General features: G+C 37.3%; 22 protein-coding genes and 1 other RNA gene. 20 read left to right on the top strand and 3 right to left on the bottom strand.

The features are described from left to right. Window positions 1-26: 26 nt before the first annotated feature. The 3 genes from AC4IFE_RS14175 (at window position 27) to AC4IFE_RS14165 (ending at window position 4,708) form a co-directional block, all read left to right on the top strand. Complete coding sequence (locus AC4IFE_RS14175; protein WP_490757810.1) at window positions 27-956, top strand: DUF3829 domain-containing protein; 930 nt, start codon at window positions 27-29, stop codon at window positions 954-956. Between the two features lie 258 nt (window positions 957-1,214). Then, the gene (gene uvrA, locus AC4IFE_RS14170) at window positions 1,215-4,046 is read left to right on the top strand and encodes an excinuclease ABC subunit UvrA (RefSeq protein ID WP_490757809.1); all 2,832 of its coding nucleotides are present in this window, start codon (window positions 1,215-1,217) and stop codon (window positions 4,044-4,046) included. A 254-nt stretch (window positions 4,047-4,300) separates the two neighbouring features. Beyond that, a complete protein-coding gene (locus AC4IFE_RS14165) occupies window positions 4,301-4,708 on the top strand; it encodes a hypothetical protein (protein ID WP_490757808.1) in 408 nt (135 codons plus the stop codon). 154 nt (window positions 4,709-4,862) lie between these two features. Here the strand turns inward: AC4IFE_RS14165 and AC4IFE_RS14160 are convergent, their stop codons facing one another. After that, window positions 4,863-5,342, bottom strand: a complete 480-nt coding sequence (locus AC4IFE_RS14160) for a hypothetical protein (RefSeq protein WP_490757807.1) — start codon at window positions 5,340-5,342, stop codon at window positions 4,863-4,865. A 184-nt stretch (window positions 5,343-5,526) separates the two neighbouring features. On the opposite strand from AC4IFE_RS14160, the gene AC4IFE_RS14155 reads away from it, so the two are divergent. The 4 genes from AC4IFE_RS14155 (at window position 5,527) to AC4IFE_RS14140 (ending at window position 7,327) form a co-directional block, all read left to right on the top strand. Then, the gene (locus AC4IFE_RS14155) at window positions 5,527-5,661 is read left to right on the top strand and encodes a bacteriocin-like protein (protein WP_490757806.1); all 135 of its coding nucleotides are present in this window, start codon (window positions 5,527-5,529) and stop codon (window positions 5,659-5,661) included. 250 nt (window positions 5,662-5,911) lie between these two features. After that, a complete protein-coding gene (locus AC4IFE_RS14150; RefSeq protein WP_490757805.1) occupies window positions 5,912-6,424 on the top strand; it encodes a DUF421 domain-containing protein in 513 nt (170 codons plus the stop codon). Window positions 6,425-6,429: 5 nt separating this feature from the next. Further along, window positions 6,430-6,924, top strand: a complete 495-nt coding sequence (locus tag AC4IFE_RS14145) for a GNAT family N-acetyltransferase (RefSeq protein WP_490757804.1) — start codon at window positions 6,430-6,432, stop codon at window positions 6,922-6,924. Between the two features lie 169 nt (window positions 6,925-7,093). Beyond that, window positions 7,094-7,327, top strand: a complete 234-nt coding sequence (locus AC4IFE_RS14140; RefSeq protein WP_490757803.1) for a hypothetical protein — start codon at window positions 7,094-7,096, stop codon at window positions 7,325-7,327. A gap of 45 nt (window positions 7,328-7,372) precedes the next feature. On the opposite strand, the gene AC4IFE_RS14135 is transcribed toward AC4IFE_RS14140, so the two are convergent. After that, on the bottom strand, window positions 7,373-7,687 hold the full coding sequence (locus AC4IFE_RS14135; protein WP_490757802.1) for a DUF4286 family protein: 315 nt from the start codon (window positions 7,685-7,687) through the stop codon (window positions 7,373-7,375). A gap of 147 nt (window positions 7,688-7,834) precedes the next feature. On the opposite strand from AC4IFE_RS14135, the gene gyrA reads away from it, so the two are divergent. From gyrA to AC4IFE_RS14105, 6 genes are all read left to right on the top strand, one after another. Continuing rightward, complete coding sequence (gene gyrA, locus AC4IFE_RS14130) at window positions 7,835-10,417, top strand: DNA gyrase subunit A (protein ID WP_490757801.1); 2,583 nt, start codon at window positions 7,835-7,837, stop codon at window positions 10,415-10,417. Window positions 10,418-10,445: 28 nt separating this feature from the next. After that, a complete protein-coding gene (locus tag AC4IFE_RS14125; RefSeq protein ID WP_490757800.1) occupies window positions 10,446-11,471 on the top strand; it encodes a tetratricopeptide repeat protein in 1,026 nt (341 codons plus the stop codon). Between the two features lie 157 nt (window positions 11,472-11,628). Then, complete coding sequence (locus AC4IFE_RS14120; protein WP_490757799.1) at window positions 11,629-12,465, top strand: 1,4-dihydroxy-2-naphthoyl-CoA synthase; 837 nt, start codon at window positions 11,629-11,631, stop codon at window positions 12,463-12,465. Window positions 12,466-12,554: 89 nt separating this feature from the next. Then, a complete protein-coding gene (gene menA, locus AC4IFE_RS14115) occupies window positions 12,555-13,484 on the top strand; it encodes a 1,4-dihydroxy-2-naphthoate octaprenyltransferase (RefSeq protein WP_490757798.1) in 930 nt (309 codons plus the stop codon). An 11-nt stretch (window positions 13,485-13,495) separates the two neighbouring features. Further along, on the top strand, window positions 13,496-13,942 hold the full coding sequence (locus AC4IFE_RS14110) for an SRPBCC family protein (protein ID WP_490757797.1): 447 nt from the start codon (window positions 13,496-13,498) through the stop codon (window positions 13,940-13,942). Between the two features lie 195 nt (window positions 13,943-14,137). Continuing rightward, window positions 14,138-14,824 carry a metal-dependent hydrolase gene (locus AC4IFE_RS14105; protein ID WP_490757796.1) on the top strand — a complete coding sequence of 229 codons (687 nt, stop codon included), beginning with the start codon at window positions 14,138-14,140 and terminating at the stop codon, window positions 14,822-14,824. A 100-nt stretch (window positions 14,825-14,924) separates the two neighbouring features. On the opposite strand, the gene ffs is transcribed toward AC4IFE_RS14105, so the two are convergent. Beyond that, window positions 14,925-15,022, bottom strand: an RNA gene (ffs, locus tag AC4IFE_RS14100) — signal recognition particle sRNA small type. 130 nt (window positions 15,023-15,152) lie between these two features. Between ffs and AC4IFE_RS14095 the strand changes: the two genes are divergently transcribed. The 7 genes from AC4IFE_RS14095 to AC4IFE_RS14065 all read left to right on the top strand — a co-directional run bounded on the left by AC4IFE_RS14095 (window position 15,153) and on the right by AC4IFE_RS14065 (window position 20,932). Further along, window positions 15,153-15,752 carry a DUF4199 domain-containing protein gene (locus tag AC4IFE_RS14095; RefSeq protein ID WP_490757795.1) on the top strand — a complete coding sequence of 200 codons (600 nt, stop codon included), beginning with the start codon at window positions 15,153-15,155 and terminating at the stop codon, window positions 15,750-15,752. Window positions 15,753-15,767: 15 nt separating this feature from the next. After that, on the top strand, window positions 15,768-16,718 hold the full coding sequence (locus AC4IFE_RS14090) for a glycosyltransferase family 2 protein (RefSeq protein ID WP_490757794.1): 951 nt from the start codon (window positions 15,768-15,770) through the stop codon (window positions 16,716-16,718). A gap of 1 nt (window position 16,719) precedes the next feature. Continuing rightward, complete coding sequence (locus AC4IFE_RS14085; RefSeq protein WP_490757793.1) at window positions 16,720-17,112, top strand: hypothetical protein; 393 nt, start codon at window positions 16,720-16,722, stop codon at window positions 17,110-17,112. A 22-nt stretch (window positions 17,113-17,134) separates the two neighbouring features. Next, complete coding sequence (locus tag AC4IFE_RS14080; protein WP_490757792.1) at window positions 17,135-17,866, top strand: DUF3667 domain-containing protein; 732 nt, start codon at window positions 17,135-17,137, stop codon at window positions 17,864-17,866. A 7-nt stretch (window positions 17,867-17,873) separates the two neighbouring features. Further along, window positions 17,874-18,575: a GIN domain-containing protein gene (locus AC4IFE_RS14075; RefSeq protein WP_490757791.1), complete on the top strand. Its 702-nt coding sequence runs from the start codon at window positions 17,874-17,876 to the stop codon at window positions 18,573-18,575. A gap of 63 nt (window positions 18,576-18,638) precedes the next feature. Next, window positions 18,639-18,998 carry a four helix bundle protein gene (locus AC4IFE_RS14070; RefSeq protein WP_490757790.1) on the top strand — a complete coding sequence of 120 codons (360 nt, stop codon included), beginning with the start codon at window positions 18,639-18,641 and terminating at the stop codon, window positions 18,996-18,998. A 218-nt stretch (window positions 18,999-19,216) separates the two neighbouring features. Further along, a complete protein-coding gene (locus tag AC4IFE_RS14065) occupies window positions 19,217-20,932 on the top strand; it encodes a phospho-sugar mutase (protein WP_490757789.1) in 1,716 nt (571 codons plus the stop codon). Window positions 20,933-20,974: the final 42 nt, after the last annotated feature.

Raw genomic sequence — 20,974 nt, 5'->3', positions numbered from 1 at the left:
TCACAACTAAACTTAAACTATAAAATATGAGAAAGATTATCGTCCTTGCCATGGCTCTGACCTTCATATCAGTCAGTGTGATCAGCTGTAAAAAAGACGTCAGTAAACTGGGCAAATCTGTTTTGAATCTTGGCAGTGCAGGCGAAGCAAATGCTATCATTGATTTCAATAATAACTTTTTGGATTCTTACAAAAATACATCCAGACATATAGAAAGTATTCTGAGATATGCAGATGGAGCCGTAGCGAAAGCAAAAGGAGGGAATACCATGATAATGCCTGTAATAGGTTCTATGGATTATGCATTCAGCAAGATCAAAGAAATACCGTCAGGTTTCGACAAAGACAAGGCAGCAATAGAAGCAGACTTTAATACCTACAAAGCCAAAAAGGAAAGTATAGAGAAAAAGTTTGAAGAGCTTAAATCCTATATGAATTCTGAAGACTATAAAGACGATAAAGGAGCAAAAGCAGATGCCCTGACAAAGGATATTGAAACTGAAGCCCAGGCTTTATTTACGGCGGGAGAAAATGTAGTGGCTAAGATCAAACCTGCAACAGATGCTGCAGAAGAAGTGGTTCTGAAAGATCATCCTATGAAAGAGTATATCATTTCTTCCAAAAAAGTAATGAATTCTCTGGACTCTAATATTGATGTACTGGATAAACAGTATTCAGGAAAATTCAATGAAGCGGAAGCTCAGAAAAAGTATGATGAGCTTGCCAAAGCAGTGGAAGCCAATTCAAAATTAGAATTCAATGTCAAAGATCCGCAGTATTCTTATAAAAAATCATTGTTTGAAAGCTTCAATAAAAGTGCGTCCAGCTTTTTGGATACCTACAGAAAACTGATCCGTAATGCTAAAGGCTCAGGAAAAATTTCTGACAGCGATATCCAGCAGCTCGATTCCTCTTATGAATCTGTACTGAATGCTTACAATTCATTTGTGAAATAAGAACAGAGATAAACTAAAAAAAGACTGATACATTACATCAGTCTTTTTTATTTGCGGTATAGAAGTAAACTTAATATCAGCAATATTAGCCGGAGCATAAACAAAAGTTGACAATCACAGTTTGTTAAGAATTATCATTTCATCAAGCTTAAAAATTTAACTAAAATTAAACTTTAATAAAAACTTTCCGGTTCATACAATTCCATAAAATTCCGTAATTTTGCACATTGTGATTTTCAGGTAGGATCACCCCAAATTATGAGTAAATCAACAGAATATATAGAAGTTTACGGAGCACGTGAGCACAACCTTAAGAATATTAATGTAAAGATCCCGCGCAACGAGCTGGTAGTAATTACAGGGCTTTCCGGCAGCGGGAAATCTTCTTTGGCTTTTGATACCATCTTTGCCGAAGGGCAGCGTCGTTATATCGAAACATTTTCGGCATATGCGCGCCAGTTTCTGGGTGGTCTGGAACGTCCGGATGTAGATAAGATAGAAGGCTTATCTCCTGTAATTGCCATTGAGCAGAAAACCACCAATAAAAATCCAAGATCTACCGTAGGAACTGTAACCGAGCTTTACGATTACCTGCGTCTGTTATATGCAAGGGTTTCCGATGCATATTCCCTTTCTACCGGGAAGAGGCTGGTAAGTTATACAGAAGATCAGATCCTGGAAACCATCAAGGAAAATTATAAAGGCGAGAAGATAATGCTTCTTGCGCCTGTAGTACGTTCCAGAAAAGGTCATTACCATGAGCTTTTCGTGCAGATGGCAAAAAAAGGCTACGGCCAGGCAAGGATTGACGGTGAGCTGCAGGATATAGAATATGATCTGAAGCTGGACCGATACAAAACCCACGATATCGACATTGTGATCGACCGGTGGATCATCGGTGAGAATGCCTCCGAAACCAGAATGGAGAAATCTCTGCGCACCGCAATGGAAATGGGTGAGGGAATTATCGGAATCCAGAAACTGGGAGGTACAGATATTGAATACTTCTCAAAAAACCTGATGGATGCAGAAACAGGACATTCACTGGCACTTCCGGAACCCAATACATTCTCTTTCAACTCTCCGAAAGGAAGCTGTCCGGAATGTAAAGGTTTGGGAACCATCAAAAAGATCAATACAGATTACTTTATTGAGAATCCTAAGCTATCCATCAATCAGGGTGGACTATTGCCGCTGGAAGATATTAAATCCAACAAATGGATCCTGTCACAGATCAAAAATATCCTTGAGATCTTTGGATTGGGAATGGCAACACCTATGAAGGATATTCCGGAAGAAGCTTTGGACTACATTTACAACGGATGTCATAAAGAATTTAATAAAGACCTGAAATATGCAGGAATTACCAAGAAGATAAAAATAAGCTTCGATGGTCTGATCACTTTTATGGAAGAGATCATTGAGGAAAGAGAATCTTACGAGGCAGTATTGCTGGAAAGACATTTTACTACTGAGGAAACATGCCCTGAATGTGGTGGAACCCGCCTTCAGCCTGCAAGCTTAAGCTTTAAAATAGACGGAAAGAATATTGCTGAGGTAAATGCCTTGAGCTTATCCGATTTAAAAGAATGGTTATCCGACGTCAGAGATAAATTCTCAGAAAAACATAAGATTATTGCCTACGAAATTTTAAAAGAAATCGAAACAAGACTTCAGTTTCTTCTGGATGTAGGATTAGATTATCTGAGCTTGAGCAGAAGCTCTAAAACCCTTTCCGGTGGAGAATCCCAGAGGATACGTCTTGCCACGCAGATCGGGTCACAGCTTGTGAATGTTTTGTATATTCTGGATGAACCAAGCATCGGGCTGCACCAGAGAGATAATGAGAGACTGATTAATTCATTGAAGAACCTTAGAGACATCGGGAATTCCGTCATTGTTGTAGAGCATGATAAAGATATGATCCTGGAAGCCGATGAGGTATTGGATATTGGCCCGAGAGCCGGAAAATTCGGAGGCGAGATACTGTGGCAGGGAAAACCGAAAGACCTGTTAAAAGCAGATACCATTACGGCAGACTATATCAACGGAAAAAGAAAGATAGAAGTTCCTTCAGAAAGAAGAGCAGGAAACGGTAAAAATATACTGTTGAAAGGAGCTACTGGAAATAACCTTAAGAATGTTACCCTTGATATTCCGTTAGGAAAACTAGTTGTGGTAACCGGAATTTCAGGTAGCGGAAAATCTTCCCTGATCAACGGGACCTTATATCCGATCCTAAACAAACATTTTTACAGAGCCGTTCAGGAGCCTCTTCCGTACAAAAAGATTGAAGGCCTGGATAATATTGATAAAATTGTAGATGTAGACCAGACTCCGATCGGAAGAACACCACGTTCAAATCCTGCAACTTATACAGGTATGTTTACGGACATCAGAAATCTTTTTGCTGAACTTCCGGAAAGTAAGATCCGGGGCTATAAGCCGGGAAGATTCTCGTTCAACGTAAAAGGCGGAAGATGCGAAACCTGCCAGGGTGGAGGACTGAAAGTGATTGAAATGAACTTCCTTCCCGATGTATATGTACATTGTGAAACCTGCAACGGAAAACGTTTCAACAGGGAAACCCTGGAAGTACGCTACAAAGGAAAATCTATTTCCGATGTTTTGGATATGACGATTGGTGAAGCTGTAGATTTTTTCCAGCCGATTCCTAAGATTTTTGCGAAAGTAAAAACCCTGCAGGATGTAGGATTAGGTTACATTACGCTTGGACAGCAGTCGACAACACTTTCAGGCGGAGAGGCGCAGCGTATCAAGCTGGCCACAGAACTTGCGAAAAGACAAACCGGAAACACCCTTTATATCCTAGATGAACCAACGACCGGCCTTCACTTCGAAGATGTAAAGATCCTGATGGAAGCGATCAACCAATTGGTGGAATTAGGAAACTCATTTATCATCATTGAACATAATATGGATGTGATCAAGTTGGCAGACCATATTATCGATGTAGGACCGGAAGGCGGAAAACATGGTGGACAGATTGTGGCTCAGGGAACTCCTGAAGAGATTGTGAAATCTAAGAAGAGTTTGACCGGAAAGTTTCTGAAGAGAGAGCTAGAATAAGAAAATTTATTTACTATAGAAAAGAATCTGCTTTCACAGATTCTTTTCTATTATAAAGAGTTAATACCGAGGATAAAACAAGGCTATTTCACTTTCTAATATTAATTTTTTTTCAATTATTTTAATTTTATTTAGCTGTAAATCAGATAATTAATTTTCAATATTAATTTAATGTTAACTTAATGTGAATTTAATATGAATTATTTCATAACTTTGGTAAAAAAGATATACATAATATTTAAAACCAATTAGTTATGAAAAATAAAATTCAAATATTCATCGCCTCATTTTTAGCTTGTGGATTCATAGCTCTAACAAATCCTGCTAAAGCACAAACATCAAATAATAATACAATTGAGGAAATTCAGTTGAGTAAGAATAATGATACCTTCAATGAAATAAGAAATAGATTGATGGAAAACTTCGATCTTACCAACACCGACTATAAACAAGGAGTGGTAAACTCAGTAGTGAAATTTGATATTGCAAAAAACGGAAAAATAGTGAATGTTCATTCTGATGGCGATTGTAAAATCGTAAGCAAAGAAATTGAAACTGTTTTAAGTGAACTTGATTACAGGGTAGACCGTAAAAAACTAAACGAAAATATAGTTGCCTATACCTATGAAATGCCTGTAACCGTTGAAATCAATAACAGGTAAGAAAATTATTCTACCACAAACACTGACTTATATTAAAACAATAATTAGAATTACGTACTTGAAAAAGAGCTTGATCACTGTTATGTTTTTTAAAATAATAAAGCCCTAATTTAATTTCAATGAAATTATAGAAATTAAATTAGGGCTTAGCTGTTTATAAAGAAGATATATAAACTTCTATTTTTGTACCGTCGTAGTTGAAGGTTCCGTCTTCATTCTTTTTACCCAAAACCCATTTCATATCTACAGGAACCGACCATGCTGTACCCAGTGAAAATCCGTTCACGGATCTGATCTCCGCACCGTTTCCGGTAGTGACAGCCGAATGGAACCACGTTTTATCTCTTAGCCTGTAAAAACCGATGGCTTTTCCTTTGGGAATTATAGCATAACCATCCCACTTCTCGCCTGCGGGATAATTGAATTTATTGAGCCATCCCTGTGCACGGAACTGTACAAGTTCATCCGGAGATATGGCTGCACCTCTCATATACAGGGCATAAGCTACCACATCGTGGCATACGCCCTTGTTATAATTGGCCATCTCGTCCTGCCCGGAAAGAAGGCCATTGGATATCAGTGATTTTTTTGCTGGTTCGAATTGCCCGACCTGGGCTCCTTTTGGTGTGATCATTTTAATATTTTTAGTGATTAAGTGTGTGATGTTTGGTTGATTAAAGATATAAAATAAATTTTAAAACACATATTTGTGTTATGTTAAGATAAAGAGGGAGGTTATAACCTGTTGGTTTGATCTATAGATAATAAAACATTAAAAAATTCGTTATATATTCAATCAACCATACAATTAAAACAATATGAAAAATTTGAAAAAACTGACAAAAGCAGATTTAAAATCAGTGTACGGAGGACAGCCTAAACAATACTGTGTATACTGTGAATGGATGAACAAAATAGTATGCAGTGAGGTTCCAATCTCTCAATGTCCTTAAAAATTCAGCTGCCTTTAGAGCAGCTTTTTTTATGATCAGGTTTAATGATTGTTTCGCCTTTGAGTAAATAATCAGACCAGTTTTTCAGTTTCTCAGAATTGCAGTACTACAGAATAGATATTGCCGACCTTCTATCCAAGATTTTACTAAGTACACTTTTTGTAAAATAACCTCAATTAATCCTTTCGGTTTAAAATAATTTGAACAGCCGATCATAAAATTTAATACATTTGATTATTAAATATGATCAGTGAATCCTATTCTTGATGTTGTTGTACGTTCCCTATGCGTTTACCTTTTCATGGTGATCGCTATCCGTCTCTTTGGTAAAAACCAGCTTTCCCAGCTCAATGCAGGAGATGTGGTTCTGCTTCTCCTTATTTCAAATGCCGTTCAGAATGCAATGGTAGGGCCGGATACCTCTCTGCAGGGCGGTCTTATTGCAGCGCTTGTTTTGTTTGCAGCCAACTTTATTCTAAAACGACTCATGTTCTCCAACCGGAAGTTCGAAACATTTATGGAAGAAGATCCCGTAATCCTGATCAGGGATGGAGTAATAGATCAGACTGCTCTGAACAGGGTGAAGATTACCAGAGATGAACTGGAAGAAGCCATAAGAGAGCACGGCGTGGAGAAAATAAGAGATGTTAAGCTTTCTATTCTTGAAGTTGATGGTAATATAAGCGTTATTTCAGAAGATGAGAAAGAAAAGCAGACCCACTATTCAAGAATCAAAAGAAAGAATAAAAGAAAATACTATTAAATAGAATGAATTACGAATTAAGAGAAATGCTTCCTGGTGATGAAAAAAGAGTGCTGGAAATTTATAAGCAGGGATTAGAAGGTGGGATATCCACTTTTGAAACAGAAGTTCCCACTGCCGAAGCATGGAATATGGAATATTTCAACGATTGTCGCTGGGTGCTTGAAAATGAAAGCAATGAAATAGTAGGATGGTGCGCGTTAAAGCCGGTAAGCAAAAGGGAATGTTACAAAGGCGTTGCCGAAGTAAGCATTTATTTTGACAATACCTACCAGGGCAAGGGTTTAGGGTCAGTACTGCTGAAAAAGATGATTCTTGACAGCGAAAGCCACGGTTTCTGGACCCTTCAGGCCAGTATCTTTCCCGAGAACGAAGCTTCCATAAGATTTCACCAGAAAAACGGATTCAGAACCGTAGGAGTAAGGAAAAAGATAGGAAAACTAAACGGACAGTGGAAAGATGTTGTCCTGTTTGAAAAACGAAGTGACAGTATAGAATAAATAATAAAGCACCGGGCAGTTCTTTAAATCTTTCAATATAATTAAATAACTCACTTTTTGCTCCACAAAAATTTAATCTCACCTTCAAATTTTCTAACTCAAAAATGCTTAAGTATACTTTGGCACTAACCTTGTTATCTCCCTGTTGAAATTTGAAAAAGTGGAAAATATGAAAAGTTTAATGAAAGTAGCAGGAGCGGTAACCGTTATGTTGATGATGACATCATGTGTGGTGCATGAGCATCATGTAAGAAGACTCCCACCTGGGCAGGCTAAAAAAGTGTATGGAGGAAGTGCAAGATACTATGCTCCGGGACAGGTGAAAAAACGAGTGTACTATTATGACTATGACAACAGAGGTCATCATCATAAAAACAAAGGACACAAAAGACACAGAGATTAAAAAAAATAAAAAAAGCCCTGATTTTTCAGGGCTTTTGATTTGTATTTAAAATCTCGATTTCTTAGGATTCAGAAATGTATTGAAGATCATAACTTCCGTTCCGAATTTTTTCTCAATTCTTTCCGAAATGTTCAGCATCTCACTTTTGATGAAATCTTCCCTCAGATCATCATTATCAAACATCAGAAGCAGATTATAATTCTTACCCTCTTCAATATAATCGCTGTGTACATCAGAAAGAATATATTTATTGACATCCATAAGGTTTTCCGCCATCAGCACCAGTGTTTCGTCGATATAATTTTCCCATTCTTCGATATTGTTTTTCGTACAGTGGAAAGTTATACTCAATAAGCTCATATTTTATGAATTTTTAAGATTTTGTGGATAAATTCTAGCACAAAAATCGGTAAAAATTTCGTAAATTAGCCCGTTAATAAAAATTGGAAATAAATAATTTTCAGACGCACAGCTAAAGGTCTGACTGTCATTATAATAAATTTGTTTATGCAAAAAGAAGGAGAAAGACTGATTCCTATCAACATTGTTGATGAAATGAAATCGTCTTATATCGATTATTCGATGTCGGTTATCGTTTCAAGAGCGTTGCCGGACGTAAGAGACGGCCTGAAACCCGTTCATAGAAGAGTACTTTACGGTATGTATGGATTAGGGGTTTTTTCTAATAGAAAATATTTAAAATCTGCAAGAATCGTTGGGGATGTTTTGGGTAAATATCACCCGCATGGAGACTCCTCAGTTTATGATGCAATGGTGAGAATGGCTCAGGAATGGAGCTTACGCTATCCCCAGGTAGATGGACAGGGAAACTTCGGTTCAATGGACGGAGACCCGCCTGCAGCAATGCGTTACACCGAAGCAAGACTGAAAAAAATCTCTGATGAGATTCTTTCAGACCTGGACAAGGAAACTGTTGATTTTCAGAATAACTTTGACGACAGTATGCAGGAGCCCACCGTGCTGCCTACAAAAGTTCCTAACCTTTTAGTTAATGGAACTTCCGGGATCGCAGTAGGTATGGCGACCAATATGGCGCCGCACAACCTTTCAGAATCCATTGATGCAATCTGTGCTTATATCGATAACAGAGAAATCACGATCGATGAATTAATGCACCATATTACAGCACCGGATTTCCCTACTGGAGGTATTATATACGGTTACGATGGAGTAAGGGATGCTTTCCATACAGGAAGAGGGCGGGTAGTGCTGAGAGCAAAAGTGAATTTCGAAGAAATCGGAAACAGAAATGCCATCATCGTTACCGAGGTTCCTTACCAGGTAAACAAGGCAGACATGATCGCCAGAACCGCGGAACTTGTAAAAGATGACAAGATTGTAGGAATTCATGAAATAAGAGACGAATCGGACAGAAATGGTTTGCGTGTCGTTTATGAACTGAAAAATGATGCTATTCCTAATGTTGTCTTAAACCTACTATATAAATATACAGCCCTTCAGACTTCTTTCAGCGTTAACAACATTGCGTTGGTTAAAGGAAGACCGGAACAGCTGAATTTAAAGGATATTATCCACCATTTCGTAGAGCACAGACACGAAGTGATTGTGAGAAGAACTCAGTATGAGCTTAAGAAAGCCAAAGAGAGAGCTCACATCCTTGAAGGTTTCATGAAAGTGATCGGATCTCAGGATTCCTTAGACAGAGCAATTTCTATTATCCGTCACAGTGCTAACCCTCAGGCGGCAAAAGAAGGCTTGATCGAAGCATTTGAACTTTCTGACCTTCAGGCCCAGGCTATTCTTGATTTAAGATTGGCACGTCTTACAGGAATGGAACTTGACAAGATCCGTGACGAATATGACACGATCATGAAAGAGATCATGAACTTGGAAGATATCTTAGCCAATGAACCGAGAAGATTTGAGATCATCAAAGAAGAATTGCTTGAAATTAAAGAAAAATACGGCGACGAAAGAAGAACTGCAATCGACTATTCAGGAGGAGAAATGTCTATCGAAGATATTATCCCGAATGAAGCGGTAGTACTTACCATTTCACACGCAGGATATGTGAAGAGAACCTCACTTTCTGAATACAAAATTCAGAGCAGAGGTGGTGTAGGTAACAGGGCAGCAACGACAAGGGATGAAGACTTCCTTGAATATATTGTTTCTGCAACCAATCACCAGTACATGTTGTTCTTCACAGAAAAAGGAAGATGTTACTGGCTGAGGGTATTTGAAATTCCTGAAGGTTCAAAAACATCCAAAGGAAGAGCAGTACAGAACCTGATCAACATTGAGCAGGATGATAAGATCAAAGCATACATCAGAACCAACAACCTGAAAGACGCGGAATATGTAAACCAGATGAGCGTAGTGATGGTTACCAAGAACGGTACGATCAAGAAAACATCCCTTGAGGCTTATTCAAGACCAAGAGTTAACGGGGTTAATGCCATCGAGATCAGAGATAATGACCAGTTGTTGGGTGCATACCTTACCAACGGTACATCCCAGATCATGATTGCTACGAAAAACGGTAAATGTATCCGTTTCCCTGAAGAAAAAGTAAGAGAAGTAGGTAGAGGATCCATTGGGGTACGCGGTATTACCATGGACGATAATGATGAGGCAATTGGTATGATTGTTGTGAATGATGTAGAAAAAGAAACAGTACTTGTCGTTTCCGAAAAAGGTTACGGTAAAAGGACTGCTGTAGAAGACTACAGAATTACCAACAGAGGAGGGAAAGGAGTTATTACCCTGAACATTACCGAAAAAACAGGAAATCTGATCGCTATTCAGAATGTGACAGACGAAGACGGATTGATGATCATCAATAAGTCCGGTGTTGCCATCAGAATGAATATGGATGAGATGAGAGTAATGGGAAGAAATACCCAGGGTGTAAAAATGATCAACCTTAAGAAAAATGACGAAATTGCAGCCATTGCAAAAGTAGAAATGGATAAAGAGGTAGAAGAAGATTCTGAAGAAAATGAAGAAGAAACAGGAATTGTAGATAACCAGGAAAACAATACAGAACCGCAGGCTGAAAAAGAAAACCCGGCTGAGGAAAATGAGAATTCTGATTCTGAAGAATAAAACGTACAATTAATATAATATAGTTATTATGAAGAAACTCATTTTAGGTATAGCAATCGTAGCTTCTGCTTTCGTTTTCGGTCAGAAGGGCGATGTAAATGCCAAGCTGCAGGAAGCGAACAAAGCTGCAATGGATGCATATAATGCAAAAAATTATACCGTTGCCGCGCCTAAGTTTTTAGAAGTTTATAACTTATTAAAAACCAGTGGCCAGGATGATAAGTTATATATGTATTATGCAGGACTTAGCTATGCTTTGGCAAATAATACCGACGAATCCATCAAAATATATACAGATCTTATCAATTCAGGTTTTACAGGAGTTCAGACCACGTATACTGCGAAGGAGAAAAAATCCGGTCAGGTAGTGAATTTAGACAAAGCTACCTGGGAGCTTATGAAAAAGAATCCTGACTATTCAGATTTCAAAACAGAGCAGACACCAAGTGTTGAGCCGGAACTGTATGAAACATTAACGACTTTGCTTATGAACGCAAAGAAACCTAATGAAGCATTGGCGATTATCGAAAAAGGACTGGCAAAATATCCAAATAATGCCAAACTTAAAGAAGCGCAGGCTACAGCTTACTACGATTCTGGAAATACAGAAAAATTCATCGGAGCACTTAAAGAACAGCTGGCTAAAAACCCTAATGATGCTACCAACTGGTACAACCTTGGAGTAATGCAGTCTAAAAATCCTGCGACAGTAGAAGATGCCCTTGCGTCATTCAAAAAAGCTATCGAAATCAAACCTGACTTTGACAATGCTCACCAGAACCTTGTTTATACAGTGATCGGAGACGATTCAAAAACTGTAGAGCAGATCAATGCATTAAGAAAGGAAAAGCCTGAAGAAGCGACGAAACTGATCGATGCAAGAAGAGAAAGATTTACTAAAGCACTTCCATATGCTGAAGGATGGTACAAGGCTGCACCGGAAAATCTTGATGCCCTTACTGCATTGAAGGAGATCTATATCGTAACAAAAAATACAGATAAAATTAAAGATCTGAAAGCTAAGGAAGCTGAGCTTAAAGCAAAAGCAAAATAATATTCCTTACCTGAATCATAAATGAAACCGGAGCAGAAATGTTCCGGTTTTGTTTTTTTTCATCTGAAGCATGCCTTGATTTTTTACCTTGATTATCGTTAAATTTCACCCTGAAAATTCTTTGCAATTCCGTATCTTTGAGAAAAATTTTTATAAGATGATTGAGTGGAAAACCGCCAAAGAATACGAAGATATTACCTATAAAAAATGTAATGGGGTAGCCAGAATTGCTTTCAACAGACCGGAAGTGAGAAATGCTTTCAGACCAAAGACCACTTCAGAACTGTATGATGCTTTCTATGACGCTTATGAAGACTCTTCAATAGGGGTTGTTCTGCTTTCCGGAGAAGGACCAAGTGCCAAAGACGGAGGCTGGGCTTTCTGCAGCGGAGGCGACCAGAAAGCAAGAGGCCATCAGGGATATGTAGGCGAAGACGGAAGACACCGTCTTAATATTCTTGAAGTTCAGCGTCTCATCCGTTTCATGCCGAAAGTGGTTATTGCTGTTGTACCCGGATGGGCAGTAGGAGGCGGACATTCACTTCACGTGGTATGTGATCTTACTTTAGCGAGTAAAGAACATGCTATTTTCAAACAGACCGACGCCGATGTTACAAGTTTCGATGGAGGCTATGGATCTGCTTATCTTGCGAAAATGGTTGGTCAGAAAAAGGCCCGTGAAATATTCTTTTTAGGAAGAAACTATTCCGCTCAGGAAGCTTTGGATATGGGAATGGTTAATGCCGTAATCCCGCATGAAGAATTAGAAGATACAGCCTACGAATGGGCCCAGGAAATATTGGCAAAATCCCCGACTTCCATCAGAATGCTGAAATTTGCAATGAACCTGACAGATGACGGAATGGTTGGTCAGCAGGTATTTGCAGGTGAAGCAACCCGTTTGGCTTATATGACGGAAGAAGCGCAGGAAGGAAGAAATGCATTCCTTGAAAAAAGAAAACCGGACTTCGGGGAAAATCAGTGGATCTCTTAAAATAAGAAGTTAGAGGTTAGAAATTAGATACTAGACTTATATGGTTTTGATCTAACTTCTGACTTCTAATATCTAACATCTAAATATTTATGTCAGATTGGATAAAAGCCGCAAGGCTAAGAACTTTACCGCTTTCCTTAAGCGGAATTATAATGGGAGCCTTTATTGCAAAATGGAGACTTTACGGAGAAGGTGGAACATGGGACTGGAAAATTTTTGCTTTGGCAATTCTGGTGACGCTTTTATACCAGATTTTATCAAACTATGCCAATGATTACGGTGATGGTGTAAAAGGAACCGATACAAAAAGAATAAATGAAGCGGAATCAAGAGCTGTAGCTTCAGGGAAAATTACAGCAAAACAAATGAAAAATGCCGTGATCCTTTTCTCTGCCTTATCCTTTATTGCCACAATTGCTCTGTTGTATATTGCCTTCATTCCGGATTATATGAACGAATTCTATATTTTTATAGGATTGGGAGTAGCCTGTATCTTGGCTGCAATTGGTTATACAGTTGGGAAAAAACCTTACGGGTACATGGGATTGGGAGACCTTTTCGTATTTATATTCTTCGGTTTGGTTTCAGTTTGTGGAAGCTATTTCCTGTTTACAAAAACCTTCAGCTGGGATATGCTATTGCCCGGAACAGCCGTAGGAATGATGAGCATGGCAGTTCTTAATCTCAACAACATGAGAGATATAGAAAGCGACAGACTGTCGGGGAAAAATAGTTTTGCATTAAGGATTGGTTTCAAAAATGCAATGATTTATGAAATGATCCTTTTACAGCTTCCGTTGGTCTTAATTCTTATATTTTTAGGATTAAACGGTTTCATACAGTCTCAAAACTATTATGTTTTCATCGTAATGATTCTGCTGATTCCATTTGCTAAGCTCAGAAGGAAAATTATGTCTGTAAAAGAGCCTAAAGACTTAGATCCGTTCCTAAAACAGGTGGGTATTCTTACCTTTACAATGGCGGTTCTTACAGCAATTGGGCTTAATTTCTTTAAATAAATACCATTACTATGAGTTCAGATACCTACGTTCAAGCTCAAATGCTTATCAGAAAACCGGTTGAAGATGTTTTTGAGGCATTTATCAACCCCGAAGTGACTACTCAATTCTGGTTTACAAAGTCTACCGGAAAATTAGAGGAAGGCAAATCCATTACCTGGGAGTGGGAAATGTATGGCGCAAAATCTGAGGTAAAAGTTCACCAGATTATTCCAAACCAGCTGATAAAAACAGAGTGGGGAGATCCGGCTGTCCAGGTGGATTATGAATTTAAAACAATGGAAAAAGGAACTTTAGTGGTCATTAAAAGCTATGGGTTCAGCCAGACGGGTGAAGACCTTTTAAAAATAATCAATGACAATACAGGTGGTTTTACAACAGTTCTCGATGGTTGCAAAGCCTATTTAGAACACGGAATTAATTTAAGATTGATTGAGGATAAATTTCCACAGAAATAATCTGACATAAAACCTTTGCGGATTTAAACATTTAATCTATTAAAAAATCTTAGCGCTCCTTGCGTTTAAATAAAACACAAATAACACCAATGTTTACACAAATTTTCACTAATATTTTATAGTGATATTCGTGAAAAATATTTGAGCTATTTGTGTTTAAATGTTTAAAAAAATTAATTAAAAAATCAATTAAAAATGAAAATACAATTTTTAGGACAAAACTGTTTTTTGTTTACATACAAAGACAAAACAATTTTAAGTGATCCTTTTTACAATTACCAAAAAGCGCAATCCGGCTTTGATATATCGGCACAGAAGATCGATTATATTTTGCTGACCCATGCCCACGGTGATCATATTGCTGATGTAGAGGAAGTATTGCAGTTTCACCCGGAAGCAACAATTATTGCGGTTCCTGAGATCTGCGCTTACTTTAAAACCGCAAAAAATAAAGATGATGTAAACTTAGGAGGATCGGCAAAAATCGACGATCTTAAAATTTCCATGGTACCGGCTCATCATACAAGTTCGTTTCCGGATGGAAGCTATGGAGGCGTTCCTGTAGGATATATTTTCAGACTTCCTGAAGGTAAAAATATCTATTTGGCTGGAGATACCGGCGTTATGGCTGATATGGAGCTTTTCCCAAGACTCTTCGGGAATATTGATCTGTCTATCCTTCCCATCGGTAGCCATTACACGATGTGCCCGAGAAAAGCATCTTTTGCAGCAGCAGAATTATTGAAAACGCCAAAAGTTATCGGATGCCATTTTGATACATTCCCCGCCATTGAGATCAACCACGAAAGTGCATTAAAGCATTTTGCTGATAAAAATGTAGAACTTGTTCTTCCTAAACTGGGAGAGGAGTTTGAATTTTAATATAAAAAATGAAGGGTAATCTGGAAATTGAAATGCTGAAAAGTATAGAAACAAAAAAAGATAATTTTCCAATTACCTTACTTCAACTTAAACCAAAAAAAAATGGCAAGCTACCTAAATCACACCGCTACGACCAATTACCTTTGCTGTGTTCCCACCCTGGAGGATTCTCAGGAGCTGGTTGTTTAGGACTTGCCGTTGCAAAGGTAGGAATAATTTATAAACTTCAAAATATAATTAAAGAAAATTAGTCGAAAAAATGCAGTAACAAAGCTAAACAGCTGGAATTTAGTGTAATAATTTTTCAACTTTTTCTAAAAAATCTAACATGACGAAAAGTCCATCAACATTAGGAATTATACTTTTTATCGCTACAATGATCATTTTTTTTGTAGCCTATTACTTTTTCTCAGGCATCAATTATTTTGATACCTCTTTGAAAATCAATGCGTTTGTTCTGCCTATTTTATATGCAGGCGGTGCTTTTTGGTCCGTAAAATCTTTCTGGAACAAAAATAGAGTGGTAAGTTTTAAAGATGCATTTTCCAGGGCGTTCATTCCGATGTTTATCGGAGGAATTCTTTCTATTTTCAGCATTTATGCGTTCCTTAATTTCGTAGATCCTGCTGCTAAAAAATTACTTAATTATCAGTATGTACAGAGGCAGAAAACCGAATTAGACACTGAGTATCAGTCTGCAAAAAAGATCATGAAACATCAGAAAGACATTGATGAATTAGACAAAAAATATCAGGAAAGACTGCCAAGTTTCTCTCCTGAAGCCATCAAAGGAAAAGATATGCTTACGGCAAGTCATTTTTCAGGATATTTTGCAGCAATACTTATATTTTACGTAGTTTTGTCAGTGTTTTTTGGAGCGTTTTTCCGAACAAGAACAGTTTACCAGGAAACAGAAAATCAAGAATAATTTTATTAAAATTAAATGAATTTATCTATAGTTATTCCGTTATTAAACGAAGAAGATTCTTTGGAAGAGCTTTTTTCAAGGATTGATAATGTCTGTTATACCAACAGCCTGTCTTATGAAATCTGGTTCGTAGATGACGGAAGTACGGATCTGTCGTGGAGCATCATCGAAAATATGAAGGTTCAGCATCCTCAGATCCATGCAATAAAATTTTCCAGGAATTATGGCAAATCACAGGCGCTTCATGCTGCTTTTGAAAGAACAAACGGAGATGTGGTGATTACCATGGATGCTGATTTACAGGATTTTCCGGAAGAAATTCCAGAGCTTTACAAAATGGTAACCGAAGATAATTATGATATTGTTTCAGGCTGGAAAAAGAAACGTTTTGATAATGTAATGACGAAGAATGTTCCGTCAAAACTCTTTAACGCAGCGGCAAGAAAAGTGTCAGGAGTTTATCTTCATGATTTCAATTGTGGTTTAAAAGCATATAAAAAACAGGTAGTGAAATCCATAGATGTATATGGAGATATGCACCGTTATATTCCTGTACTGGCTGCCAATGCCGGATTCAGAAGAATTACGGAAAAAGAAGTACAGCACCAGGCAAGACCTTACGGAACCTCAAAATTCGGAACCGAAAGATTTATCAGAGGTTTTCTGGATCTGGTAACCCTTTGGTTTGTAAGCAGATTCGGGGGAAGACCCATGCATTTCTTCGGAGCGGTGGGAACCGTAATGTTTATCGTAGGATTTCTTTCTGCACTTTGGCTGGGAATTTCAAAACTGATTGATGTGGCAAGAGGAATTTACGGACATTTGATCACTAATAATCCGTGGTTTTATATTGCCCTGACAATGATGATTATGGGAACACTGCTTTTTATAGCCGGATTTCTGGGCGAAATGATTATCAGGACCAACCGGGAACATAAGAATTATAATATTGATGAAGTGATTTAATATGGAAAGTAAATTACCGAAAATATATTCTAAAAAAGCTATTTTAGGTTTTTCCATATTTTTCTCTACACTTTTCGGTGGAGTTTTATTATATAAAAATTTAATTGAAGCTAAAAAGAAGACTGAAGCGTATATTGTTTTAGGAGTTTCTATTTTGCTGACATTCATTGCAATATTTTTAGGAACACTTCAGGAGAATCCGAAAAATTCTTATGCATATTTATGTGGTTTAATTGGTGGGAGTATTCTTTGCATATTATTTTTTCCCAAAATACTTCCCAATGAAGAACAATATGAAAAGAAGCCAATTTGGATACCTTTGATAATTGGAATAGCCATAACAGCAGCTTTTGTTGCTCTTATAATTTTTTCGGCTTCACTTGAAAATGGTTAAAGAAATGTATTAAATCATTAAAATGAATAAAAAAAGTTGTTTGAACTGTGGTCGTTCAGTCTCCGATGAGTTTTGTGCTCATTGCGGACAAAAAGCGGACACAGCAAGAATAACTCCACATTCTTTAGTTAAAAATGATATTCTCGGATCGATTTGGCATGTTGAAGCTAAATTTTTTCGTACTTTAAAAAATATTTCATTCAGACCGGGAGAAACGGCGATGGATTATATTTCAGGAAAAAGAATCAGATACAACAATTTTATATCGTTGTTACTGATTCTTTTTGGTTTTAATGTTTTAGGCTATCATTTTTACGAAAAATTTTCACCCGCAGAAGTTCTTTCGGATGACGTTCTGAATATGAAAAATTTTTTTTCCAAATATTCCAAAACTATTTTATTTGTTATTATTCCGATGCTTGCAATCAATGCTTATTTTTTATTTAAAAGAATAAATTTGAATATTGCAGAGCATTTTATCATCGGAACAGTAAGTCTTTTAGGAATTTTAATCTTATTTTTGTTGGACGATATCGTGAGTCTGATCGGTTTATGGAAACCTGTTTCATGGATTTTCGATCTCATCGACAAAATTATATTCGGTCTTTCTATTCTCTTCCCGGCAATTACGTATTGGAATGCTTTTAAAAAATCGTACTCAAAACCAGGTTTACTGTGGCGGGTATTGGTTCTTTATGTTTTGATGGGAGTGGAAAGTACGGTCATAAGTTTGATTTTATATACAATATTTTAATTTGAATATGAAAAAAATAGTATACACATTTTTACTTCTGGCGGCGGTATCCTGCGGGAAAGTTTCTCCGAAAGGAAATATTGAAAGAAAAGATGTAGATGTTTCAGAATTTGTGAATCTGGATCTGGAAGGCAAATTTCGTGTCTTTTATGCCAGAGGAGCTAAAAATTTTGTAGAAATCGAAACTTACCCAAACGTAGCCAGTAATCTGGATGTAGAGGTTAAAGACAAAACTCTTGTTATCAAAGAAAAAAGAGGGACAAAAGGTGTGGATTTTTATAATGTGACCATTTATTCAAAATATAACCTTGAAAAAGTGTCAGTGGCAGATTCTGTAGAAATGAATATTTCAAGTGAAATTAAGACTGATAATTTTAGGCTTAATTTAAAAAATTATGCTACTTTTATGGGTTCAGTGAACACGAGAAGAGCAGAAGTGGAAATGCAGAACAGAAGCCGCGCCAACTTTTTGGGACTTACCAAAAATGCGGTGATAAAGATCTCAGACACAGCAAGTCTGATCGCGCCGTACTGGAAAATAGATAATCTGAATATTGACTCTAAAAACGGGAATTATGCAGAAGTTAACGTAAAAGATTCTTTAAAAGGACATGTGCAGAATACTGCCAAATTTATTTACTATAACGACCCGATTCGTGCATTTAAAATAGATAAGACGACCAAGGTTGAGAATAAGAAATTAGAATAATTAGAATAATTAGAAAGGAAGATAGAAGATGGAGGAGGGAAGTTATCATAGGAAAAAAAACGGATGAGTTTCAAATTTGAGAAATTAATTATTTGGCAAAAGTCTATGAATTTTGGAGAAACAATTTTCAAGTTTTCTCAAAATTTCCCAAAAGATGAAGCTTTCAACCTAACCTCTCAAATAAGAAGAGCATCTGATTCTATAGCGCTTAATATTTCAGAGGGAAGTATTTTACAGTCCAAACCGGAATTTAAGAAATTCTTAGGGTACTCAATTCGTTCTCTAGCTGAAACTGTAACTTGCCTGTATAAGGCGAAAAATCGAAATTATATTTCAGAAGACGAATTTAAGATAATATATAATGAAAGTTATAATCTAATGAATCAGATTATAGCATTTAGAAATCAGCTAAAGGATGGATGAAGATTAAGGTAAAAGTGATCGCAGTACATTAATTAAAACAAATAAAGTGAATAGTAAGTGGAAAATTGAAGCTGAGACATGAATTTCTCCCATCTTCGAGCCTCCATCTTCCAACAAAATATAACAAAAAGAATAGTAAAAATAAAAGCAGGATATGCGAATTTGGTACAGAATACCTTCCATCTTCAAACTTCCTGCTTCCAAACTTAAATACACATATGACAACATTAGAAAAAGCGAAACTTTGGTTAAGTGATACATTCGATAAAGAGACAAGAGATGCCGTACAGGTATTGATCGACAGCAATTCTCCGGACCTGGAAGACTCTTTTTACAGGGAGCTTGAATTCGGAACAGGAGGAATGAGAGGTATCATGGGGGTAGGAACCAACCGCTTGAATAAATATACATTAGGTCAGGCAACACAGGGATTGGCGAATTATATGCTCCAGCAGTTTAAAGGAGAAGAAATTAAAGTGGCCATTGCCTATGATGTTCGACATAATTCAAAAGAATTCGGGAAACTGGTTGCTGATGTTCTAACAGCAAACGGAATTAAAGTGCTTCTTTTCAAAGATCACAGACCGACCCCGGAATTGTCCTTCACCGTAAGAGATAAGAAATGTAATGGAGGAATTGTATTGACAGCATCACACAATCCGCCTGAATACAACGGGTATAAAGTATATTGGAATGATGGTGCACAGATTGTTCCGCCACATGATGAAGCGATTATCAACGAAGTATATTCTGTAAAATTCGACGAAATTAAATTCAACGGAAATGATGACCTGATCGAATGGATCGGGGAAGAGCAGGATGATGTGTATATTGATGCCTGTATTGAAAACTCAACCTACCAGAATGTAGGAAAAGAGAATTTAAATATTGTTTTCACCTCTATCCACGGAACAACTTATACAACGATTCCAAAGGCTTTGGAAAAAGCAGGATTCAAAAAGATAGATCTGGTAAAAGAACAGATGATTCCAAGCGGTAATTTTACCACGGTAGAATCTCCGAACCCAGAAGAGCCGGCAGCACTTGAAATGGCCATGGACCTGGCAAGAATTACCAATGCAGACATTGTAATCGGAACCGATCCGGACGGGGACAGACTGGGAATTGCCGTGAGAAACCTTGATGGAGAAATGCAGCTTCTGAATGGTAATCAGACCAATACAATTCTTACGTACTATATTTTAAATGAATGGAGAAAGCAGGGAAGAATTACTGGAAAAGAATTCATTGGTTCTACGATCGTAACTTCAGATATTTTCTTTGATATTGCCCAAAAGTTTGGCGTTGACTGTAAAGCTGGACTTACAGGATTCAAATGGATCGGAAAAATGATCCGTGAAGCAGAAGGAAAGGAAAAATTCATCTGTGGTGGTGAGGAAAGTTTTGGTTTCATGACCGGAGATTTTGTCCGCGATAAAGATTCATGCGGAAGCATCCTTGTTGCATGTGAAATCGCTGCGTGGTGTAAAGCCAACGGAAGAACCATGTACCAATACATGATCGAGATTTATCAGGATCTTGGAATGTATTATGAAGGATTGGTCAACATTGTAAGAAAAGGAAAAGAAGGAGCTGAAGAGATTCAGAACATGATGAAAAACTTCCGCGAAAATCCACCGAAAGAACTGGCCGGATCATTAGTAGAAGAAGTGAAGGACTTTAAAGAACAAACCAGTTTTTCTGTTTCAAAGAATGAAATTAAAGTAATGAATGACATTCCGAAATCGAATGTACTGATTTATTATACCCAGGATGGAACCAAAGTCTGCGTAAGGCCTTCAGGAACAGAACCGAAAATTAAATTTTATATTTCTGTAAAAGATGCGGTTACTTCTGAGGCTGATTTTAGAGATAAATTAAAATCTTTGGAAGCTAAAATAGAAGACGTAAGAAAAGATTTACAGTTGACATAAGAAAATAAGGGATTAGGATTTAGGAATTAGGGAATTTGCACC

Source organism: Chryseobacterium sp. UF-81, from assembly GCF_058245105.1.
The sequence above is the reverse complement of the archived record's forward strand: the minus strand, read 5'-3'. Positions and strand labels throughout refer to the sequence as shown.